The sequence below is a fragment of the Sphingomonas jaspsi DSM 18422 genome (assembly GCF_000585415.1).
Lineage (GTDB): Bacteria > Pseudomonadota > Alphaproteobacteria > Sphingomonadales > Sphingomonadaceae > Sphingomicrobium > Sphingomicrobium jaspsi.
In genome coordinates this window covers 1,357,208-1,377,173 of record NZ_KK073876.1, presented here as the reverse complement: position 1 = coordinate 1,377,173, position 19,966 = coordinate 1,357,208, and the positions used below count along the sequence as shown (strand labels likewise).

Annotated in this window: 26 protein-coding genes and 1 tRNA gene; 20 read left to right on the top strand and 7 right to left on the bottom strand. The window is 63.8% G+C overall.

Going from position 1 to position 19,966, the window contains the following annotated elements; genetic code table 11:
* Window positions 1-60 precede the first annotated feature (60 nt).
* The 15 genes from G570_RS07050 to G570_RS06990 all read left to right on the top strand — a co-directional run bounded on the left by G570_RS07050 (window position 61) and on the right by G570_RS06990 (window position 10,029).
* Entirely contained in the window at window positions 61-762 is a 702-nt protein-coding gene (locus G570_RS07050; RefSeq protein ID WP_037500564.1) for a hypothetical protein, read from the top strand.
* A complete protein-coding gene (locus tag G570_RS07045; protein ID WP_037500563.1) occupies window positions 762-1,100 on the top strand; it encodes a hypothetical protein in 339 nt (112 codons plus the stop codon). The genes G570_RS07050 and G570_RS07045 overlap by 1 nt, the downstream gene beginning before the upstream one ends.
* On the top strand, window positions 1,093-1,317 hold the full coding sequence (locus tag G570_RS07040; RefSeq protein WP_037500561.1) for a hypothetical protein: 225 nt from the start codon (window positions 1,093-1,095) through the stop codon (window positions 1,315-1,317). Before G570_RS07045 ends, G570_RS07040 begins: the two co-directional genes overlap by 8 nt.
* Window positions 1,314-2,126 carry a hypothetical protein gene (locus G570_RS07035; RefSeq protein WP_037500559.1) on the top strand — a complete coding sequence of 271 codons (813 nt, stop codon included), beginning with the start codon at window positions 1,314-1,316 and terminating at the stop codon, window positions 2,124-2,126. Before G570_RS07040 ends, G570_RS07035 begins: the two co-directional genes overlap by 4 nt.
* Window positions 2,127-2,176: 50 nt before the next feature.
* Window positions 2,177-2,350: a hypothetical protein gene (locus tag G570_RS13655; RefSeq protein WP_156930360.1), complete on the top strand. Its 174-nt coding sequence runs from the start codon at window positions 2,177-2,179 to the stop codon at window positions 2,348-2,350.
* On the top strand, window positions 2,322-4,994 hold the full coding sequence (locus tag G570_RS07030; protein ID WP_037500556.1) for a DNA polymerase: 2,673 nt from the start codon (window positions 2,322-2,324) through the stop codon (window positions 4,992-4,994). Before G570_RS13655 ends, G570_RS07030 begins: the two co-directional genes overlap by 29 nt.
* Window positions 4,991-5,290, top strand: coding sequence for a hypothetical protein (locus G570_RS07025; RefSeq protein WP_037500553.1), 300 nt, complete (start codon window positions 4,991-4,993; stop codon window positions 5,288-5,290). Before G570_RS07030 ends, G570_RS07025 begins: the two co-directional genes overlap by 4 nt.
* 1 nt (window position 5,291) lies before the next feature.
* Window positions 5,292-5,456: a hypothetical protein gene (locus tag G570_RS13650; RefSeq protein ID WP_156930359.1), complete on the top strand. Its 165-nt coding sequence runs from the start codon at window positions 5,292-5,294 to the stop codon at window positions 5,454-5,456.
* 80 nt (window positions 5,457-5,536) lie between these two features.
* A complete protein-coding gene (locus G570_RS07020) occupies window positions 5,537-5,758 on the top strand; it encodes a hypothetical protein (protein WP_037500550.1) in 222 nt (73 codons plus the stop codon).
* A complete protein-coding gene (locus G570_RS07015; protein ID WP_037500548.1) occupies window positions 5,745-6,152 on the top strand; it encodes a hypothetical protein in 408 nt (135 codons plus the stop codon). Before G570_RS07020 ends, G570_RS07015 begins: the two co-directional genes overlap by 14 nt.
* Window positions 6,149-6,745 (top strand): 3'-5' exonuclease, encoded by a 597-nt coding sequence (locus tag G570_RS07010; protein ID WP_037500545.1) that lies wholly within the window; start codon window positions 6,149-6,151, stop codon window positions 6,743-6,745. The genes G570_RS07015 and G570_RS07010 overlap by 4 nt, the downstream gene beginning before the upstream one ends.
* The gene (locus tag G570_RS07005) at window positions 6,742-7,356 is read left to right on the top strand and encodes a hypothetical protein (RefSeq protein ID WP_037500534.1); all 615 of its coding nucleotides are present in this window, start codon (window positions 6,742-6,744) and stop codon (window positions 7,354-7,356) included. Before G570_RS07010 ends, G570_RS07005 begins: the two co-directional genes overlap by 4 nt.
* Window positions 7,346-8,326: a metallophosphoesterase gene (locus tag G570_RS07000; RefSeq protein ID WP_037500531.1), complete on the top strand. Its 981-nt coding sequence runs from the start codon at window positions 7,346-7,348 to the stop codon at window positions 8,324-8,326. Before G570_RS07005 ends, G570_RS07000 begins: the two co-directional genes overlap by 11 nt.
* A gap of 97 nt (window positions 8,327-8,423) precedes the next feature.
* Complete coding sequence (locus G570_RS06995; protein WP_037500528.1) at window positions 8,424-8,669, top strand: DUF2312 domain-containing protein; 246 nt, start codon at window positions 8,424-8,426, stop codon at window positions 8,667-8,669.
* A gap of 151 nt (window positions 8,670-8,820) precedes the next feature.
* Complete coding sequence (locus G570_RS06990) at window positions 8,821-10,029, top strand: magnesium transporter CorA family protein (RefSeq protein ID WP_051504137.1); 1,209 nt, start codon at window positions 8,821-8,823, stop codon at window positions 10,027-10,029.
* A 24-nt stretch (window positions 10,030-10,053) separates the two neighbouring features.
* Here the strand turns inward: G570_RS06990 and G570_RS06985 are convergent.
* Both G570_RS06985 and cpdR read right to left on the bottom strand, forming a co-directional pair.
* Window positions 10,054-10,128, bottom strand: a tRNA-Val gene (locus G570_RS06985).
* Between the two features lie 119 nt (window positions 10,129-10,247).
* Window positions 10,248-10,625 (bottom strand): cell cycle two-component system response regulator CpdR, encoded by a 378-nt coding sequence (gene cpdR, locus G570_RS06980; RefSeq protein WP_037500525.1) that lies wholly within the window; start codon window positions 10,623-10,625, stop codon window positions 10,248-10,250.
* Between the two features lie 101 nt (window positions 10,626-10,726).
* On the opposite strand from cpdR, the gene G570_RS06975 reads away from it, so the two are divergent.
* Window positions 10,727-11,566, top strand: coding sequence for an N-formylglutamate amidohydrolase (locus G570_RS06975; protein ID WP_051504135.1), 840 nt, complete (start codon window positions 10,727-10,729; stop codon window positions 11,564-11,566).
* A 179-nt stretch (window positions 11,567-11,745) separates the two neighbouring features.
* Here G570_RS06975 and G570_RS06970 read toward each other — a convergent pair whose 3' ends face one another.
* The gene (locus tag G570_RS06970; RefSeq protein ID WP_037503958.1) at window positions 11,746-12,546 is read right to left on the bottom strand and encodes a SapC family protein; all 801 of its coding nucleotides are present in this window, start codon (window positions 12,544-12,546) and stop codon (window positions 11,746-11,748) included.
* A 210-nt stretch (window positions 12,547-12,756) separates the two neighbouring features.
* On the opposite strand from G570_RS06970, the gene G570_RS13175 reads away from it, so the two are divergent.
* Both G570_RS13175 and G570_RS06960 read left to right on the top strand, forming a co-directional pair.
* The gene (locus G570_RS13175) at window positions 12,757-13,185 is read left to right on the top strand and encodes a hypothetical protein (protein WP_156930357.1); all 429 of its coding nucleotides are present in this window, start codon (window positions 12,757-12,759) and stop codon (window positions 13,183-13,185) included.
* 104 nt (window positions 13,186-13,289) lie between these two features.
* The gene (locus tag G570_RS06960) at window positions 13,290-14,663 is read left to right on the top strand and encodes a DEAD/DEAH box helicase (protein ID WP_037500523.1); all 1,374 of its coding nucleotides are present in this window, start codon (window positions 13,290-13,292) and stop codon (window positions 14,661-14,663) included.
* Here the strand turns inward: G570_RS06960 and tgt are convergent.
* Together tgt and G570_RS13400 are read right to left on the bottom strand one after the other, a co-directional pair.
* Entirely contained in the window at window positions 14,660-15,790 is a 1,131-nt protein-coding gene (tgt, locus tag G570_RS06955; RefSeq protein ID WP_037500522.1) for a tRNA guanosine(34) transglycosylase Tgt, read from the bottom strand. The two genes, G570_RS06960 and tgt, sit on opposite strands and share 4 nt — an antisense overlap.
* A gap of 39 nt (window positions 15,791-15,829) precedes the next feature.
* Window positions 15,830-16,396 (bottom strand): methyltransferase family protein, encoded by a 567-nt coding sequence (locus G570_RS13400; RefSeq protein ID WP_037500521.1) that lies wholly within the window; start codon window positions 16,394-16,396, stop codon window positions 15,830-15,832.
* 63 nt (window positions 16,397-16,459) lie between these two features.
* Between G570_RS13400 and G570_RS06945 the strand changes: the two genes are divergently transcribed.
* Both G570_RS06945 and G570_RS06940 read left to right on the top strand, forming a co-directional pair.
* Window positions 16,460-17,215, top strand: coding sequence for a TSUP family transporter (locus G570_RS06945; protein ID WP_051504544.1), 756 nt, complete (start codon window positions 16,460-16,462; stop codon window positions 17,213-17,215).
* Window positions 17,216-17,229: 14 nt separating this feature from the next.
* The gene (locus G570_RS06940; protein WP_037500519.1) at window positions 17,230-18,225 is read left to right on the top strand and encodes a sulfotransferase family protein; all 996 of its coding nucleotides are present in this window, start codon (window positions 17,230-17,232) and stop codon (window positions 18,223-18,225) included.
* On the opposite strand, the gene queA is transcribed toward G570_RS06940, so the two are convergent.
* Together queA and G570_RS06930 are read right to left on the bottom strand one after the other, a co-directional pair.
* On the bottom strand, window positions 18,217-19,242 hold the full coding sequence (queA, locus tag G570_RS06935) for a tRNA preQ1(34) S-adenosylmethionine ribosyltransferase-isomerase QueA (protein WP_037500518.1): 1,026 nt from the start codon (window positions 19,240-19,242) through the stop codon (window positions 18,217-18,219). The two genes, G570_RS06940 and queA, sit on opposite strands and share 9 nt — an antisense overlap.
* Window positions 19,242-19,919 carry a peptidylprolyl isomerase gene (locus G570_RS06930; RefSeq protein WP_037500517.1) on the bottom strand — a complete coding sequence of 226 codons (678 nt, stop codon included), beginning with the start codon at window positions 19,917-19,919 and terminating at the stop codon, window positions 19,242-19,244. Before G570_RS06930 ends, queA begins: the two co-directional genes overlap by 1 nt.
* Window positions 19,920-19,966: the final 47 nt, after the last annotated feature.

The following is a 19,966-nucleotide window of genomic DNA, read 5'->3' as shown; positions in this document are numbered from 1 at the left end:
CCGAGGCTCAATGAGACTTTCGAGCAACGTCGCTCCAATTCAGAAACGAAAGACATTTATATGACCAATGCTTCTGCTCTCGACAACGTGATGGCTCAGGCCGAGGCCGCCGCCGGCAACTTCCAGGCTCCGGCAGTGCCGGGCGTCGGGACCGCCCCGGCCGTTCTGCCGACCGCCGCAAACCAGAACAGTGTCGGGGCGCTCGCCAAGCCGTCGATGGCTGACTTCATCGACAGCGGCGGCATGGACGTCGACGAATACTTCCGCGTGAAGGCGGAAGGCTTCAAGGTCGGCGACACCATGCAGGGTCTGATCGACGAGCTGATCGTCGAGATCGACCTGACCGAAGTCCTGCCGATCTACTCGGCGCGCTTCGAAAGCGGTGGCAACACCACCTTCATCAAGAGCTACGACGGCGTCTCGACGCCCGACGGCAAGAACTTCCAGGCCGAGGTCGATCGCCTCGCCCGGATCAACCAGAAGTCCTCGGGCATCTACCAGACCGCGGAAATCCCGTGCGTCCTGGTCGACGACCTCGATGACCCGAAGAAGGGCTCGTCGGTGAAGATTGACGCGGAAACCCGCGTTGGCCTGACCCCGTCGGTCACCGGCTTCAAGCCGTTCCAGTCGTTCATGCGCCGTCTGCGTCAGTCGAACCCCGACCTGTTGCAGGACACGGTGAAGGTCAAGCTCGTTCACGAGAAGAAGACCAACCGTAACAACAACGAATGGGGCGTGATCAACTTCGAGCTGCTCGCGTAATGCAGCTGGCGGTCACTTCCCCCGCCGTGGCCGCCAACGTGAGGCGGGAGCTTGGCTCCCGCCTCATTACGTTTGCCGAACGCTGGTTCGACATCCCGCAGGGATCGATCCAGAACCCGAAGCGCCGCAACGGCAACATCTCCCGCGCCCGCTGGGCCGTCGCCCACGTCCTAAACACCGAGGCAGGCTGGTCCCAGCCCAAGATCGCCAAGCTCTACGGCTGCGATCCTTCTTCGATCCACACCGGCTGGCGCCGCGCTCGCGAGCTGCTCCGGAACGATGCCATCTTCTTCGACGCCGTCGAGCGTCTCCAGAAAGAGATCACCACCCATGCGTGACGAACGCCAAGCCGTCCTGAAGCTGACCGACCCAATTCCCGGTGTCGAGGTAGAGTTCGTCAAGCCGAAGCGCGGCGGCCACTCCCGCGCTGTCATCAAATACGGCGGCAAGAGCCGTTTCGTCATCCTCTCCTGCAGCTACAGCGACCGCCGTGCCGAGAAGAACACGGCCGGTTACGTCCGCAAGGAGCTGCGCGCTCTCGGAGCACTTCAATGATCCATATCTACGACGGCAACAACGTCATGCTGCGCGACCTCGACAAGGTCGGTCACGAGCGCATCGGCCTTCGCCGACGCTTCGAACTGTGCAACGACGGCGCGGTTCACATCTGGTGCTGGGACGGGCGCAACCACAACCAGCGCCGCCGCGACATCTACGCCGACTACAAGGCGCAGCGCACGCCGATGGCTGAAGACCGCTTCGCCCAGATCGGCGTGTTCCGTGAGGCGCTGACCCACTCGAACGCGATCCAGGTCGAGTGCGACGGCTGGGAAGCCGACGACGTGGTCGGCGCGCTCGTCCACCGCTTCGTGAGCCGCCAGGTCGGCGGGAACGTCTACGGCAAGTCGGCGGACCTCAAGGTCAAGGTCTACTCCAACGACCTCGATTACTGGCAGCTGATGCAATACCGGAACGTCATCATCGACGGCATCCGGCCGACCGGCATCCCGAACTGCGAGCCGCACCACATCCCCTTGTTCAAGGCGCTCGTCGGCGATAAGTCGGACAACATCAAGGGCGTCCCGGGCTTCGGCCTGAAGAGCTGGGACAGCCTTTCCTTGCCCGACCGGCGGCTCCTGCAGCGCGCGGTCGACGAAGCCAACACCGAGCTGGTCGCCCAGCTCAAGCTGCCCACCCGGGCTCGCAACCTGCTCCTCGATCCGGCCATGCTGGACGAGGCCCGCCGCGCCATTTCCATCACCCGCTTCATCCCGGTTCCCGAGGACACCCTCAACAAAGGGATGAAGCCGGGCGTCCTCAACCGCGAGGCCGCCAACGACCTCTTCCGGAGATTTTTCCTCTGACCTTCCACCAAATCATCGACCGCGCCGTCCGCGAAGCCGCCGAGCAAGGCGTGACGGCCCAAGACATCATCCTGCCGCTCATGAACATGGCCGCCACCACGCTGGCCAACGTCGTCGTCGAGAACAAGCTCGATGCCGCTGAAGAGATCGCGCTGACCACCGGTCGGTTCGAAGAAATGTATGAGGAATACCTGCGTGCATATTGCCAGCCGACTGCTAGATAAGCGGTCCTCCGAAGCGGACTTTCAACAGGCGCTCGACGATCTCGAGACCGCCGTCGTCCTTGGTCTCGACTGCGAAACCACCGACGAAGACACCGCCCACGAGGGCATCCAGAACTACCGCAACAAGAAGCGGTGGGTGTTCGATCATCGCCGCACGACGATGACCGGCTTCTCGTTCTACGCCGAGGGGTCGGACACCGCCTGGTATGTCAACCTGGCCCACGCCGACGTCGAGAACCGCCTGCCGCGCCGCAAGGCTGACGTGCTGCTCTCGGCGATCCGCGAAGACGCGCTGATCCTCGCGCACAACGCGCCGTTCGAACTGTGCATGTTCCAGCAGTGCCTCGGCGTGAAGCTGGCGAACGTCCTCTGCACCCTGCAGCTGGCGGTGAGCCACCACGGCCCCGACGAGTACGATCCGCAGATCTTCTACGCGACGCCGCTGACCAATTTCGCGAAGCACACCCGCAACATCGAGCGGGCCTTCGCCAATTACGATCCGGAGACGCGCGGCCGGAGCCTGTCGAGCGAGCAGCAGGAGCTGCTGTCGCTCTTCATCGGCAAGACCTCGACCGCGGCGCACAGCTACAACGGCTTCGTCAGCGAGATCGCCTTCGGCTACAACCTGAAGAAGCTCGTCCAGAGCCTGTTCGGGTTCAAGATGACGACTTACGACGAGGTCCTGAAGAAGGCCGGCGCGACCCACATGGGCCAGCTGACCGGCGAGCAGGTCGTGGAATACGGCGCCGACGACGCCTACTGGGCCGTCCGCGTCTTCCAGCACCTCAAGGACGACATGCTCCGGTCGAACCCCGAGCTCCTGAAGACTTTCCTCACCCAGGAAAATCCGATGGTGAAGGTGTTCGCCGACAGCTGGCGTGAAGGCATGCGGCTGGACCTCTCCGAGGTCTACACCCGTCGCGACATGGAGCGCGCGGCGATGGCCGACGTTCTCCGCAGCTTCAAGCCGCTCGTCAAAGCCTACCTGCCGTTCCCCGACGAACCGAACGCCAAGCTCATCGAGAAGCAGGGCAAATGGTATGAGGGCTACGACAAGGACACAGGCGCCTCGAAGGACAACTGGAAGAAGCTGCGGAAGCGGATCGAGGACTGGGCGAACTCGCCCAACAGCGCCGACGATTTCGAGCAGCTGATCCAGTCGGCCAACCCGGTCGGCGACGCGTGGGCCAACGAGCGCGGCGTCAAGACCCCCGCCAACCGCCTCAACCCGGTCTACTACCAGGGCATGCGGATGATCCTGCACGACCTGATGGGTCTGCCGCTCGTCTATCTCGACGGCGAGATCAGCACCGACAAGGAAGCGCGCGGCAAGATGCTGCTCAAGGCCGAGAAGGCCGGCGACGAGCGGGCGATCGAGGTCCTCAAGGCTTATCAGCGCATGGCGGACGTCGAGCAGACCGTGAAGCTCTACCTGACGCCCTACACGCAGCTGATGGACCCCGAGACCAGTCGGGTCTACCCGTCGCTGTCCTCGATGCTGGCGACGCGCCGCATGGCCATCTCGTTCCCGAACGTCATGGCGATCTCGAAGTATTCCGAAAGCAAATATGTCCGGGGCTTCTATCTCGGCGACGACGAGGACCATCTGGTCGTGTCGGCCGATTGGTCGTCGATTGAGCTGGTCGACATCGGCGAGAAGAGCGGTGACCACGGCTTTCGCGAAGTGTTCGGCCAGCTGCCCTACGGCGACTTGCACTCGGGCGCCGCAGCGGACTGCCTCGCGGTGAAGACACTCCCTGGCCTGACCGAGGAGGAATATCGCGAGTTCAAGTTCGGCCGGAACCCGAACAATCGTGTGCTGAAGCACATCTTCACCGGCCAGGAGATGACGCCCAAGGACTTCCACAAGCTGACCCGCGGCACGCCGGTCGGCAAGGGCGCCAACTTCAACTACTGGTATTCCGGCTCGCTCTCGACCGTCGGCATGAACCTCGGCTGGTCCCCGGACGAGATGTGGGAAGCGGTCGACCGCTACCGCACTCGTTTCCCTCTCGCCGAGGCGTGGCGGGTCCGCACGCAGCAGGAGGCCGTGGAATATGGCTTCGTGCAGCTGCCTGACCACCATCGCCGCGTTCGCCTCGAAGCCACGCCGGCCTGGCACGCCTGCATGATGCGGAAGTTCGCCGACATCTCGGCGTCCCCCGCAATGCTGGCCTACGCCGAGCTGGCGCTGAAGCGCATCCAGAGCCGCGCGAAGAACCAGGCCGTCAACGGCAAGGTTCAGGGCAGCTGCGCCGCGCTCGCCAAGCGGGCGATCCTGCGGGTGCTCGCGGAGATCGAACGTCGCGGCTGGCAGGGCAAGGTCCGCTTCATGGTGCCGATCCACGACGAGCTCGTCTGGTCGGTCCATCGCGACCTAGTGCCGGAGTTCATTCCGGTCCTGCGCTGGTGCATGACTGACCACAAGGACCTCTACCCGACGCTGCCGCTGCATTGCACGGTCTCGGTCGGGCGGACGTTCAAGCCCTACGACGAGAAGAACCCGGCCTTCAGCCAGATCGAACTTGACGAAGCCCCGCATATCGAGGGACTGATCGCCAAAGAGCTGGAGGGGTCGGCTCTCACCGACGACATCGTGGCTCGTGTCGTCAAGTTCGTCGCAGATGCAAGGATGGCAGCATGACGCGCACCGCTGAACACGAGAAGCTGATCGACGAGCTGGTCGAGAAGACCGGCCTCGATCGCAAGACGGTTGCCGACTTCACCGACAAGGTGATCGGCAACATGGCGAAGCAGCTAGTCGAGAAAGCGGCCAAGCAGCTGATCGACTTCGCCACCGAGAACAAAACCATCCCGCACACCGGGGGCGTCGTCGAAGGGCGCGCCCCCATGATCCTGACCAACGAATATGTCGTGCCCCGCCGCTCCGTGGCGAGGCTCGCGGCCCGCAGCCAGCGGGTCAGCCTCAAGAGGAAATAATTTGGAACGCGAACCCGGCTTCTACTGGACGAAATTCAACGACGAGAGCGACGATTGGGAGCCGGCGGCTTTCAACGGCTCGACCTGGCACTTTATCGGCACGCTCGCCGACCCCGACAAGGGCCCTTGGTTGGTGGGCGATCGCATCCTCGAGCCGACTGACTAAGTCACTCCCGCCTATGTCCGTGCAGCGTCGGACTCCGTGAGCTTACTGGGGTTCCTCAACGATATGAGGAACCCCCATTTATGAACGACAACCAGGAGCAGGTGAGCCGCTCCATCTATGCACTCGCCGTGCTTTTCGCGAGCGCCATCATCGTCGCCGCCGCCTACCTCGTCACCGCCTTCGTCAGCTGGGACATGAACCCGGCCGCATGGACGACCGGGTGCCGCATGTTCTTCGTCCTGCTGACGCTGTTCGCGCTTGTGATGGCGTTCAAGGATGCGGACGACGATGGCGTCGAATGACGGCACCGCGGCGGAAAAGGCGTTTGAGCTCCGCATAGGCGCTGACGATCTCTACCGTTTCCCCGACAAGAAGGCGCTCACCGGATTGAACGGTGGGCGCAAGGTCGGCGACTTCCCGAAGCCCTCGGACTATCTCGTCACCAAGGACCAGCAGACCTTCTACGCGGAGGTCAAGTCGGTCCAGAGCGCGACGAGCTTCCCGTTCGCTGACATCCGGCCGTCGCAGCGCGCTGCGGCGCTCAAGATGGCCCGCGTCGGCGGTCGCTACGACTTCTACATCTTCAGCTACGGCCTCGGCGAGTGGTTCGTCATGCGGGAGCAGCAGTTCGCTGCCCTGTGTGCCGACGGCGCCAAGTCCGTCAAATTCAAGGACCTGACCCCGTGGACCCTATGATGATCGCTCGCCTGTCTGACGAGCCGCTGACCGACCTGATGGTCGACATCGAGACGACCGGCACCAACCCCTACCACACCGGCATGATCCAGCTCGCCGCGCTGCCCTTCAATCTGAAGACGGGCGCCGTCGGCCAGCCGTTCAACCGCTGCCTCGAACTGCCCGCCAACCGCTTCTGGGACGAAGGAACGCGGCGCTGGTGGGGCCAGCAGAAGCCGGAAATCCTGCGCGGCATCCTCGCCGCCGCCGAAGAGCCCAGCCTCGTGATCCGCGAGTTCTGGGAGTTCGTCTGCCGCCACGGCCAGCTCCGCTTCTGGAGCCGGGGCACCTTCGACTTCTGGTTCATCCAGAGCTACATGGACCAGTATGGCATGCCGATGCCGTTCAGGTTCAACGAGGCGCGCGACCTGCGCTCGTATCAGGCGGGCCTGTTCCGCCAGGACGGCAAGGAACCCGATCTCTCGTGGGTGACGCCGCCGGCCGGTGACAAGCACAACGCGCTGTTCGACTGCGTCTACCAGCTCAAGCAGCTGTTCAGCGCGCAGAACGGCATCTTCCACGAAATCCTCCCGCCCGAGGATCAGGCCGCATGAGGGCGTTCTTCCGCGAGAAGGACGGCGGCGCGGAAAGCACCGTGACCGGCTACTGGCTGTTCGAGGCGAAGCGGCTCTGCTCGGCAGTGCTGCTTCGCTTCGACGGCCAGAGCCGCGAGGCTTTCCACAATCACGCCTTCAACTGCATCAGCTGGGTGCTGAAGGGCGGCCTGACCGAGACCATGCTCGATGGTTCGGTTCGCCGTCACGAGCCCAGCTGGCGCCCGTTCGTCACGCGCCGCAGCGATTTCCACAAGGTCGACAGCGACGAAGGCCGCACCTGGGTGCTGTCCTTCCGCGGGCCGTGGATGCCGACGTGGCGGGAGTTCCTCCCCAACGAGGACTGCTTCGTGACGCTCACCAATGGCCGGCGCGAAGTCGGCCGGTTTGGTCTGGCGGCCGCCGCGGCGGCTGGCCTGACCCTCGCGGGCTGCGTCGACAAGGGACGCTGCCTCCAATCGCACGTCGAACATTCGGACGAGTTTGTGATGCTCCAGCCGATAATCGACGGCAGCGGCGGGACCATCTTCATCCCCGTCACCTATCCCGCCTCCGACACCACGGTCTGTGACCGCTGGGAATTTCCTGAAGGGAGACCGCATGGAAGTTGAAACCCCCTCCGGCGTCACGGTCTGGTTGATCGGCGACCCCCATCTCGGACGCAAGTTCGAGACGGGGGTCCCCCTCGACCGACGCGGTGAGCGCGAAGCACGTCAGCTCCAGAAGTTCAAGGACGAGCTGGCCACCGACTGCGACATCAACATCATGGTCGGTGACCTGTTCGACCACCCGCAGGTGAGCCTCACCACGATCCTCGAGGCCACCGACGCCTATCTCAACGCCGCCCAGAACAACCCGAAGCGCACCTACGTCGCAATGGCTGGCAACCACGACCGCAGCCGCCAGCTGGGCTCGATCGGCGCGTGGGAGCTTTTCCGTCGCCTGATCGGCGACGATCACCCGAACATCTGGGTCGTCGACAAGCCGACCTTCATCGACTGCGGCGATTATGAGCAGATCGCGTGCGTACCGTGGCAGTGGGGCAAGCCCGTCGTCGAGCAGATTGAGGCGATGGGAGAGAGCGAGCACGTCCCGCTCGTCGTCCTGCACCACGATCTGGAGAGCTTCGGCGGCGACGACACCTACCTGGTGCCCGCGCAGCTGATCCGCGAGCTTTTCCCCAACGCCCGCATCATCACCGGCCACTGGCATCTGGAGGGCGACTACAAGCTGGGCGGCGTCGAAGTGACCTGCACCGGCTCGCTGGAGCCCTACACCCACGCCGAAGACCCGAACGGAGACCTCTATGTCACCCTCACCGTCGAAGAGCTCGCCGCTGCCGACCCTGCAGACCTGCGTGACAAGGCTGTCCGCGTCCTGCTCCGCGATGGCGACGAGCTCCCGATCGGCCTCGACTGTCTGCAGCTCACTGGCAAGCGCATATCGGAGCTTGAGAACGACGAGCCGTCGGTCGCCGACAAGCTCGGCACGTTCGACTGGAAAGCAATCCTCGACGAACACCTGAAGGAGGTGCCCGGCTACGTCCGGGAGTTCATCGACGAACGTCTCCATCCGGCCTGACACGAAGGGGGCGAGTGACTTGGTCACTTGCCCCCTTCCTCATTGAGACCCCCGCCGCACTCGCGGCAAAGCCCTCGTCATCAACAAGGAGATTTGAATGTCTGACGAGACCAACGTCGCAGCCGACGAGCTTCGGCTCTTCATCGAGCGCATCGAGCGCCTCGAAGAGGAGAAGAAGGGCATCGCCGACGACATCAAGGACGTCTACGCCGAGGCGAAGGCCAACGGCTATGACACGTCCATCATGAAGACGATCGTCAAGCTGCGCGCGATGGAACCGCACAAGCGGCAGGAAATCGACGCGCTCCTCGAAACCTATCGCAACGCGCTGGGCATCGCCTAATGGTTGCGCTCACCGACATCGCTCGTCATTGGTCGAACCAGACCGATAAGGCGAAGGGCATCCGCCTCGAAGCGGACGCACTCGATCTGCTGAACGCGATCGGTGTCGGTGAGCTCATCCAGGCGAAAGCCGCTGAACTGCAGAGGGAAACATGCCTCGAAAGAAATCTGCGACAGTCCACTATCAGCGGGGGAACCTCCAGCTCGTCCAACGGCCAGGCCGGCCAAGCCTCGAGATCACCTGGTATGACCCAACCGCCGGAGGGAACCGATACTCTTCAACGGGTACGCTCTCGATTGAAGAAGGCAAGCTGAAGCTCGACGACAAATATCTCGAGCTGACCAAGGGGGTCGAGTGCTGCCCAACGTGCCGCCGACCCTACGACACCGGCAAGCAATTCACCGTCCTCGAAGCGATCGAGGTCCACCTCGCGACCTCGAAGTCGAAGCCCAGCTACAAGGCCATCGCCGCCCGGCTCGACCACATCGTCTCGTTCCTTGAGACACAAGCCCGCCCCGACATCTTCTGCAGCCAGGTCGACGAGGCGTGGATCGCCCGCTTCCGCGCGTGGAACGAGCAAATCCCCGTCGTCAGCCCAGCTGGCAACGTGCGCGATCGCGCGCTCTCGACGGTCGAGAACAGCGTCCTGCAGCTCGCCGCGGCCATGCGCTGCGTCAAGGAAGAGCCGCAGTTCAAGACGATCCAGGTGAAGACCCTCAACCGGACGCCCAGCTACCGCGCCACGATCGATGATCTCGCCGCCATGTTCGCCTACGCGCTGACGCCGAAGAAGCGCCGCGACAACCTGCTCGCGTTCCTGCGCGTCAGCGTGCTGACGATGGCGCGGCCTGACGCCGCCCACGAGCTGTCGATCGACCCGCGCCGCAAGCAGTGGGACGCCCAGCACGGCATCGTTCACCTCAACCCCGCCGGCCGCCGCCAGACGAAGAAGGTCCGCGCGACGGTGCCGATCGTCGAGCGCGGCCAGTGGCTGTTCAACCACAAGGGCTTCCTCGTGGTCGGCAGCGCGAAGAAGTCGATGGCCGCGATGTCGTCGGAGCTCGGCCTGCCGGGCGACGGCGCCAGCGGCCTGAAGCTGATCCGCCGGTCGATGGCTCACCTCGTCCGCCAGCGGCTCGAGGCTCGGGACAAGCCGCTCGACCAGCTCGAAGCATGGCTCGGCCACCGCGTCGTCGATGCCGTGTCGGAGCTCTACGCGCCGTTCAGCCCGTCGTATCTGCAGCTGGTCAAGGGCATCGTCGGCGAGATCGTCAACGAGATCGAAGCCCTGGCTCCGGGGGCGTTTAGTGACACCGCAGTGACAGAGGCCGAAAAGGTCATCCCGCTGAAGCGGGCCTAAGTTACTGGTTTCTAAGGGAGAAAATGGTGGGCGTGGCAAGGATTGAACTTGCGACCCCTGCGATGTCAACACAGTGCTCTACCACTGAGCTACACGCCCACCCGGGGACCCGTCCGCGTCAGCGGCGGGGCATCTGGAGGGGGCCTTTAGAGGGGCTTTGGCGATCCCGCAAGGGGGGTTCGGCACGAAAGTGTCGCCGGGCGTCCGCAGCCGACCGGTTAGAGACGTCCGTGCTGGTCCTCGGTCTGGAACAGGCGGTCAACTTCCGCCACCAGGTCCTTGAGATGGAAAGGCTTCGACAGCAGCTTGGCTTCGGGCGCCGTACGACCGCCCTGAAGAGCGACCGCGGCAAAGCCGGTGATGAACATCACCCGGATGGCCGGGTCGATCGAGCTGGCCTTCTGCGCCAGTTCGATGCCGTCCATTTCGGGCATGACGATATCGGTGAGCAGAAGATCGTACCGGCCCGCTTCGAGCAGCGGAAGCGCTTCCGTCCCGCAGCCCACGGCCTCGACCTCGTAGCCGACGCGCTGCAGGGCACGCTGCAGATATTCGCGCATCGACGTATCGTCTTCGGCCAAGAGGATCCTGATCATCGACCCTCTATGCCCCCAAAGCGCCCGTTTTTCCAGCGCCTCGACGCAGGTCCGTCGTTGCTGTCTTGAATTGGTACGCCTAGCGTGGCCGCGACGTCACGATGACCCAGGACACAATACCGATCATCCACCCTCCCCGCATCGGCCTGCCGGTGATGCTGTCGGTGCCCCATGCCGGCCGGGCGTATGATCCGGCCGTCATCGCCCGCTCGACCCAGGGGCAGCGTGCGCTGGAGACCCTTGAGGACCCCTTGGTCGACCGGTTGATGTGGCGAGCCTTCGCTGCCGGGATCGGCGGGGTGGTCCAGCCGGTGCCGCGCGCCGTCATCGACTGCAATCGCCGGCCCGACGAGGTCGATCCGGCCGCCATCCGTCACATTGCGCCGTTACCGGTGGGCCCGCGCGCGCAGCACGGACTCGGCATCATTGCCTCGAGAACCCGCCGACATGGTGCGCTCTGGCGGCAGCCGATCGAGCGGGATGAGTTCCAGCGGCGGCTCGATCGCATCTACTGGCCCTATCACCGGGCGGTCGAAACGATGCTTGACCAGCTTGCCATCGACCATGGCCAGGCCCTGCTGCTGGACATGCATTCGATGCCCGCCCGGCGGCCGGGCGAGGCGCGCATCGTCATCGGCGATCGCCACGGCAGCAGTGCGGCATCGTGGCTGTCGCAGGCAGCCGCAGGCGCATTTCGGGACGCCGGCCTCACCGTCGCGCTGAACGATCCCTATGCGGGCGGCGCGATCAGCGAGCGCCACGGTCGTCCATCAGACGGCCGCCACGCGTTACAAATCGAAATCGACCGGTCGCTCTACCTTGCGGCCGATCAGCGCAGCCCGGCGGCGACGTTCGACCGCTTGGCTGCCATCCTGTCGTCCATTGCCGTCAGCTTGGGCGAGCATCTTGCCAGCCGGCAATGGGACGTCGCAGCGGAATAAAAAAGGCCATCCCGGCATAGGCCGGGATGGCCGAGGGGTCAGGGAGGAACGCATCCAAAAGGAGTGCGTGCCGACCGCAAATCCGCCTAAGGGGGGAACGGAAAAACGGCGCGGCAGACCCGATGTGGTGGGTCGCCGCGCCGTTTCAAGAAGCGGCCCTAGGGGCCGTCGCCAGGCCGTTAGGCGTCCGCGCCGACCGGAGCGGGCTGTTCGGCGTTGAAGCCTTCCGGACCGGTGCCCTGCTGCACCTGACGCGCGAACACTTCGCGGATCACCGACAGCGAGAAGAGATGGGCCATGATGAGGGCAATGCCGCCATTCTGGTTGAGCTTGCGCAGTTCGTCGCCGCGCAATTCGCGGAACTTCTCTTCGTCGACCATCTGGAAACCGCGGTAGATGGCGGGCTGGTCGGCGCCTTCCGGCTGGATGGCGACTTCGCCGTCCATCAGGAGGTTGTGATCCTTCAGTTCCTTCAAGAACGCCTGGGTGCGCAGGCCGGCCTGTTCGAACTGTTCGCAGAACTGCAGGATCGCCTTGGTCGATTCGCTGGGCTCGTCACCGTCGAACAATGCTTCACCGTCGTCGAATTCGCCGACGGCGTCGGAGGTCGGGTCGAAACAGAGCGACAGTTCGTCCGTGTCGTCGGTCAGGCGAGCAAGCAGGAACGGAACGCGGCGCAGATAGGCCGGGATGTAGACGTTGGCGTCGATCGTCTGGCCTTCGTCGTTGAAGAAGGTGTTGGTACCTTCATGAAGGCCCATCAAAGCCAGCGGAACGGGATTGTCGCCGTTCGAGAAGACGATCGGGTAGAAACGCTGGGCCAGCGCGAATTCGTCGACCGTCAGCGGAATGGCATGAGCCTTATTCACCGCCGGGATACCGGTCGTGCGACGAACCTTGAAATTGCCGTGCTGGTTGCGGTTCAGCGGTTCAAGGGCATTGTAAAGAAGCGGAAGGGTATTCGGCGCTTGGCTCGCCATCTGTTCAGTCTCCTGGAGTAGCGGGCCGAGGCGAATCTTGCCGCCGATCGGACTGCTGGGATTTTGTGCCAACGCCTCTAGTGAGGACCCTCGCAATTCGCAAGGCGTTTGCGCCAGCGCGACCGGGCCGCAGGTCCGACGTATGGCGACCAATTCATCGCCTATTCAAGGGTTGCCGCCCACAGCGGCTTCCGCAATGGTACCGACCGCATGATCCTCCTCACCGCATTGGGCTTTTTCCCGTCCCTGTTCGGCCTCGGCGCTCCGTCAAATGTGCAGCCGGAGGTCGTGCGGCGCGTCGTGATCCAAGACGAGGTCATCTTTCGGATTCCGATACGCCCGAGGACGGTGGTCCCCATCGTCTGGGATGAGCACAAGGGCCCGAAATGCATCCCGGCGGGCGCCATCGCAGGGGCATTGCTGTCGGGTGCGTCTTCGATCGACTTCGTCCTTCGCGACCGCAGCCGGGTGCGGGCCAAGATGGACAGCGACTGTCAGGCGCTCGACTATTACGGCCAGTTCTACCTGCAGCCGGAAAACGGGATGGTATGTGCCAAGCGCGACGTCATTCGATCGCGGATCGGCGGCACCTGCCGTATCGACAAGTTTCGCAAACTGACGCCAAAGATCGCCGAATAACCACCGTAGATACGGGCAAAACTTGACATTTTCACCCCATCGGGAGTAGCGCGCCACGCGGCGCGGGACCAATTCCGGCGCCTTTTCTTTATCCGGGAATTTGAATGAGCTTCGCCGACCTCGGCCTTTCCGATCAATTGCTCCGCGCCGTCGACGACAGCGGATACAATATTCCGACCCCGATCCAGAAGGGAGCCATCCCCTCTGTCCTGATGGGCAAGGACCTGATCGGCATCGCCCAGACCGGAACCGGCAAGACCGCCAGCTTCGTGCTGCCGATGATCGACATCCTCGCCGAAGGTCGCAGTCGTGCGCGCATGCCGCGCAGCCTGATCCTGGAACCGACGCGCGAACTCGCCGCGCAGGTGGCCGAGAATTTCGAGAAATACGGCAAGTATCACAAGCTTTCGATGGCCCTGCTGATCGGTGGGGTGCAGATGGGCGACCAGGTCAAGGCGCTTGAAAAGGGCGTCGACGTCCTCATCGCCACGCCGGGCCGGCTGATGGACCTGTTCGAACGGGGCAAGATCCTGCTCACCGGCTGCGACCTGCTGGTCATCGACGAGGCCGACCGCATGCTCGACATGGGCTTCATTCCGGACATCGAAACCATCTGCTCGCGCCTGCCGAAGACGCGCCAGACGCTATTGTTTTCGGCGACAATGCCGCCACCGATCAAGAAGCTGGCGGACAAGTTCCTGACCGACCCCAAGTCGATCGAGGTCGCCCGAGCCGCCCAGACCAACGAGAACATCGATCAGCGCCTAGTGATCGTGCCGGGCCCGAAGAAGCGCGACACGCTGCGCGACATCCTGCGCGGCGACCTGAAGAACGCCATCGTCTTCTGCAACAAGAAGACCACAGTGCGCGAATTGGCGACCAGCCTGAAGCGCTCGGGCTTCCGCGTCGGCCAGATCCATGGCGACATGGAACAGAAGGACCGCATCGCCGAACTCGACCGCTTCAAGGCGGACGAGATCAACATCCTCATCGCGTCCGACGTCGCCGCGCGCGGGCTGGACATCAAGGGCGTCAGCCATGTCATCAATTTCGACGTGCCGTGGCAGCCGGACGATTATGTCCACCGCATCGGCCGCACCGGCCGTGCGGGTGCCAAGGGCATCGCCTACACCATCGGCACCAGCAGCGACGCCGACGCCATCGACGCGATCGAGAAGCTGACCAAGACCAAGCTGCCGCGGTTCGAAGGTCGCAAGGCTGCCGCACCCGAGGTTGAGGAGGTCGAGGAAGCTCCAAAAGCCAAGGCGAAGCCCGCCAAAGCCAAGCCTGCGTCGCGCGAAGACAAGGCCGACCGGGAAGAAAAGCCGAAGCGTGATGAACGCTCGCGTCGCGAGGAGAAACCGCGCCGCGAAGCAAGGCCGCGCAACGAGGAACCGCGTGAAGCGGCGCTGGCGGACGACGCCAGCGGCGACTGGAACGGACCGGTTCCCAGCTTCCTGAACTTCAGCGCGCTTTAGGCGCCTTTCCGCCGATAGCGGTCGAGGAAGGCGTTGGCGTGCGCATCGAAATTCTGCGCGGCGATGGCGTCGCGCAGCCCCTGCATCATGCGCTGGTAGAAACTGAGGTTATGCTCGGTCATCAGCATCGCGCCGAGGATTTCGCCTGCGCGGACCAGGTGATGGACGTAGGAGCGGCTGTAGGTCGAGCACGTCGGGCAGCCACATTCCGGATCGAGCGGTAGCGGGTCTTCCGCGAACTTGGCGTTGCGGACGTTGATAGGGCCGTCGGCGGTGAAGGCCTGCCCGGTGCGACCGGAGCGCGTCGGGAGCACGCAGTCGAACATGTCAATCCCGCGCCGAACGGCCTCGACGATGTCGTCGGGCTTGCCAACGCCCATGAGGTAGCGCGGCTTTTCGGCCGGCAGCTGGTCCGGGGCGAAGTCGAGGCAGCCGAGCATCGCTTCCTGCCCCTCACCTACCGCCAAGCCACCGACGGCATAGCCATCGAAGCCGATGTCGATCAGCGCATCGGCCGATTGCTTACGCAGACCCTCATCCAGCACGCCCTGCTGGATACCGAAGATGGCGGCGTCTTCGGCATGCTGCCCGCCCCGGTCGAACTCATCGCGGCTGCGCTGCGCCCATTTGATCGAGCGCTCCATGGCGATGCGCTGTTTCTTCTCGCTGACGTCCGGGCGGACCAGCTCGTCGAACTGCATGACGATGTCGCTGCCCAGCAGCCGCTGCACCTCGATCGAACGTTCGGGGCTCAGCATATGCTTCGTCCCGTCTAAGTGGCTGCGGAAGGTAACGCCTTCGTCGGTGACCTTGGTGAGGTCGGAAAGGCTCATCACCTGATAGCCACCGCTGTCGGTCAGGATCGGGCGCGACCAGTTCATGAACTTGTGCAGCCCGCCCATCTTGGCGACCCGTTCCGCGCCGGGGCGGAGCATCAGGTGATAGGTATTGCCAAGGATGATGTCGGCGCCCGTCGCACGAACGGCCTCGGGCTTCATCGCCTTGACGGTCGCGGCGGTACCGACCGGCATGAACGCCGGCGTGCGGATCTCGCCGCGCTTCATGGCGAGCGTGCCGGTCCGCGCCTTGCTGTCAGTGGCGGCGATCTGGAAGGAAAATCGGGTCATTGCGGGCGTCCAGTGACGACTGGGACGCCCAAGGTCAACTCACCACAGACCCGGGACCAGCGCTGCCGTGCGGGCGCGGTAGATTTCCCATTCGCGGCCGAACGCCTTCGCCAAGGCGCGCTCCTCGACGCGTATTCGATTGGCCAGCCCCGCCATGGGCAGCAACGTCAACAAAAGGATGGCTGCCATGTTGCCCATCGCCACCCCCAAGCCGATGCAGCTCACCAGCATTCCGGTGTAGGATGGATGGCGGACGCGGCGATATGGCCCGTCTTCGATCAATTCGTGATCGTCCATGATCGTGACATGGGTTCGAAAATGACGACCCAGATGCCGAACAGCCCTTGAGCGGAAACCTATGCCCGCTGCAACGAGCGTCGACCCGGCCAGCCACCATGTCCACCACTCACCCGGTAGTCGCCACCAATGCATAAATGTCGCTGTCATGCTGAGCGTGATGGCGACGTTCATCGCAAGGAAGATCAATGGACGGCTATATCCGTCCTGTCGCTGCCCGCGCCCGGCCTGACGGTCGGACCGAAAAACAATGATTTCGCTGGCGCCCCATACCGCCAGTAACAGGTAAATTGCGATCAACTGCATCATTCAGGCACATTAGCCGGCTGTATTATATTTACAATACAGATGATCTTCGTCCAATTGGCTTCGATGCTCGAGCCTTCGACCTATTTGATCATGGCGCTGATCGGCGTTCTGACCGGTTTCATCGACAGTATCGCTGGCGGCGGCGGGCTGATCATGATGCCCGCGCTGCTGATGACCGGGATCACGCCGATCCAGGCGCTTGGCACCAACAAGCTACAATCGATGTTCGGCACGTCGATCGCGACCGCCAACTATTATCGCAAGGGGTTGTTCGACATCCGGCCCAGCCTGGGCAAGGTGGCGCTGGTGTTCGTCGGTGCGTCGGCGGGCGTGCTGGCCGTTCAGCAACTCAAACCCGGCATGTTGGGCCTTATCATCCCCGTCCTGCTGATGGCGTCGGCGGCGTATGTCCTGTTGTCGCCGCGAATGACCGACGAAGACGCCCATGTGCGACTGTCGGCAAGGGCATATGGTCCGGTGGGCGGCGCGATCGGCTTCTACGACGGCTTTTTCGGGCCGGGCACTGGCAGCTTCTTCTCGACCTCGCTGGTGGCGCTGCGCGGCATGGGCCTGACCCGTGCGACCGCGCTCACCAAGCTGCTCAACCTCACCAGCAACGTCGCAAGCGTCCTGTTTTTCGCGATCGGCGGAAAGATCGTCTGGACGCTGGGCTTTGCGATCGCGGGCGGCGCGATGATCGGCAATTACCTGGGCAGCCACACCGCGATGAAATTCGGCGCGAAGGTCATCCGACCGCTGCTGGTCACCCTGTCGCTCGGCCTGACCGCGAAGCTGCTGTGGCAATATTTTTCGGCCTAGACTAAGCCCCCGCCATGCGGATCGAGCAGCTTCCCAATATGGTGTTCATCGTCGGCGGTCCGCGCTGCGGCACCACCACCCTGTCGTCATGGTTAAAGCAACAGCCCGAAATCTGCTTCCCTTTCGTCAAGGAACCGCATTTCTTCGCCCAATATGATTTGACGGCGATGGACGATGCGGCCGCCCGCGAGCTGATCGAGCGCGAGTTCCTCGACCGCTTCTACAGCCAGTGCGAGGGCCAAGAGAAAGCCGCCGGGCTCGATGGGTCGGTGAGTTATCTCTACATTCCCGAACGACTGGTACCGGCATTGCGGTTCTGGCCCAATGCCAAGTTCGTCATCGCCGTTCGCGATCCGATGAGCATGCTGCCCTCGCTGCACCAACGGCTGCGCGTAACGGGCGACGAAAACATCCCAAGCTTCGAAGAGGCATGGGATGCCGTCGCCGATCGTGCGGCTGGACGCCGCATCCCGTCCAGTTGCTTGGAACCGCGCTGGTTGCGGTATGATGAAGGCGGCAAGCTCGGCACCTACACCCAGAAAATGTTCGACCTGATCGGTCGCGATCGCTGCTTCGTATCGGTATTCGACGACCTGGTGTCGGACTCGCCCGGACAATATCTCCGGCTGATCGATTTCCTCGGCTTCCAGCCGGTCGACGGGATAGAGCTGAAATCGAAACGTGGAGGCCAGAGCTTCCGCTATTTCTGGCTCCAGCGACTGTTGAAGCGGCCGCCCAAGTTCGCGCGCACCTATCTTGCGGGCAAGCATTTCGCCCAGCGGGAAAAGTCATTGTCGGGCGATGAAGAGGATGCCGTCGCGACGCGCATCTTTTCGATCCGCAAGCGGCTGTTGCGCTGGAACAAGGTTCCCGCGGTCAAGCAGCCGATCCCGCTTCGCGTCCAGCAGGAAATTCGCGACACGCTGAAGGATGACATCGCGCATCTCGGCCGGTTGCTGGACCGCGACCTGTCGCACTGGCTCGACGTGCGCGGGGGGCGATTAGGGTAGCAGCAGCGAACTGTCGCCGTAGCTGTAGAAGCGGTAATTGCCGGCAATGGCATGGGCGTAGGCCGCCTGCATCGTGTCGAGCCCCATCAGCGCGCTGACCAGCATGAACAGCGTCGATTTGGGCAGATGGAAATTGGTCATCAGCCCGTCGATCGCCTTGAAGCGATAGCCCGGCGTGATGAAGATCGACGTGTCGCCTTCGAACGGGCGGACAATATGGTCGTCGCCCGCGGCGCTCTCGAGCAGTCGCAGCGACGTCGTGCCGACCGCGATGATGCGGCCGCCAGCTGCCCGCGCGGCGTTGAGACGGTCGGCCAGCGCCTGGTCGATGCGGCCCCATTCGGCGTGCATCTTGTGATCGTCGGTATCGTCGGCCTTGACCGGCAGGAAGGTGCCTGCGCCGACGTGCAGGGTCAGCGTCTCCCGGCTGACGCCGCGTTCGTCTAGGGCGGAAATCAGGCGGTCGGTGAAGTGCAGTGCGGCGGTCGGGGCCGCGACGGCCCCTTTTTCGCGCGCGAACATGGTCTGGTAATCGGCCCGGTCGGCCTCGTCGGTGCCGCGCTTGCTGGCGATGTACGGCGGCAGCGGCATCTGACCCGCCCGTTCCAGCAAGACCTCAACCGGCTCGTCGCCGTGAAAATGAAGCAGGATCGCACCCGCCTCGTCGCGGCGGACGGCGGATGCCTCAACGCCACGGCCGAAGTCTATGACATCGCCGTCGCGCACCCGCTTAGCATTGCGGACGAAGGCCCACCAACTGCGAAGATGCTCGCGCTTGTGGAGGGTCGCGCCGATGCTGGCGTCGCCGCGCTTACCCTCAAGCTGGGCTGGAATCACCTTGGTGTCGTTGAAAACCAGCACGTCACCCGGCTGCAGCAGTTGCGGCAGGTCGAGCACCATCCGGTCTTCGATCCGACCCCCGTCGACCAGCAGCATGCGCGCGGAATCGCGCGGCCGGGCGGGCCGCAACGCAATCCGGTCTTGGGGCAGGTCGAAATCGAAAAGGTCGACGCGCATTACTGGGCGGGCGGGGTCTCTGCCGGGGCTGGTGCCGACGCCGGTGCCGGCGCAGCGACCGCGGTTGCAGGCGGGGCCGGCAACGGTCCGCCGATGCTGGCTCGAACGATCGTGGTCGGATCCAACGGCGGCTCGCCCATGGCGATATTGTCGACGGCCGCCATGCCTTCGATCACGCGCCCGAAGGCGGTATATTTATGGTCGAGGCTGAAGCGCGGCGTGAACATGATGAAGAACTGGCTGTTGGCCGAATCCGGGCTCTCCGCGCGCGCCATCGACACCACACCGCGCATGTGGGGGATGTTGTTGAATTCGGCCTTGAGGTCGGGAAGCGGCGACCCGCCTTCCCCGGTGCCGCGCGGATCGCCGCCCTGGGCCATGAACCCGGCGATGACGCGGTGGAACTTGAGCCCGTTGTAAAAGCCCTGCGTCGTCAACTGCTGGATGCGGTAGACGTGGTTGGGCGCGATGTCCGGGCGGAGCTGGATGACCACCCGGCCGCCATTCGAAAGTTCAAGCGTCCATTTGTTGGCCGGATCGGCGGCGACCGCGGCCGGAACCACTAGGGGCGACACGGCGGCGACGGGCGCTTCGGCAGGCTTTTTCTTGGCAGCGACAGGCGCGGCGACCAGCGCCGACACAGCCAGAACGGACAACGCAAACAGGTTCTTCGTCATTCAGACCTCCCGCCCCACTGGCCGCGCCCTATCGCGTCCACATGGGC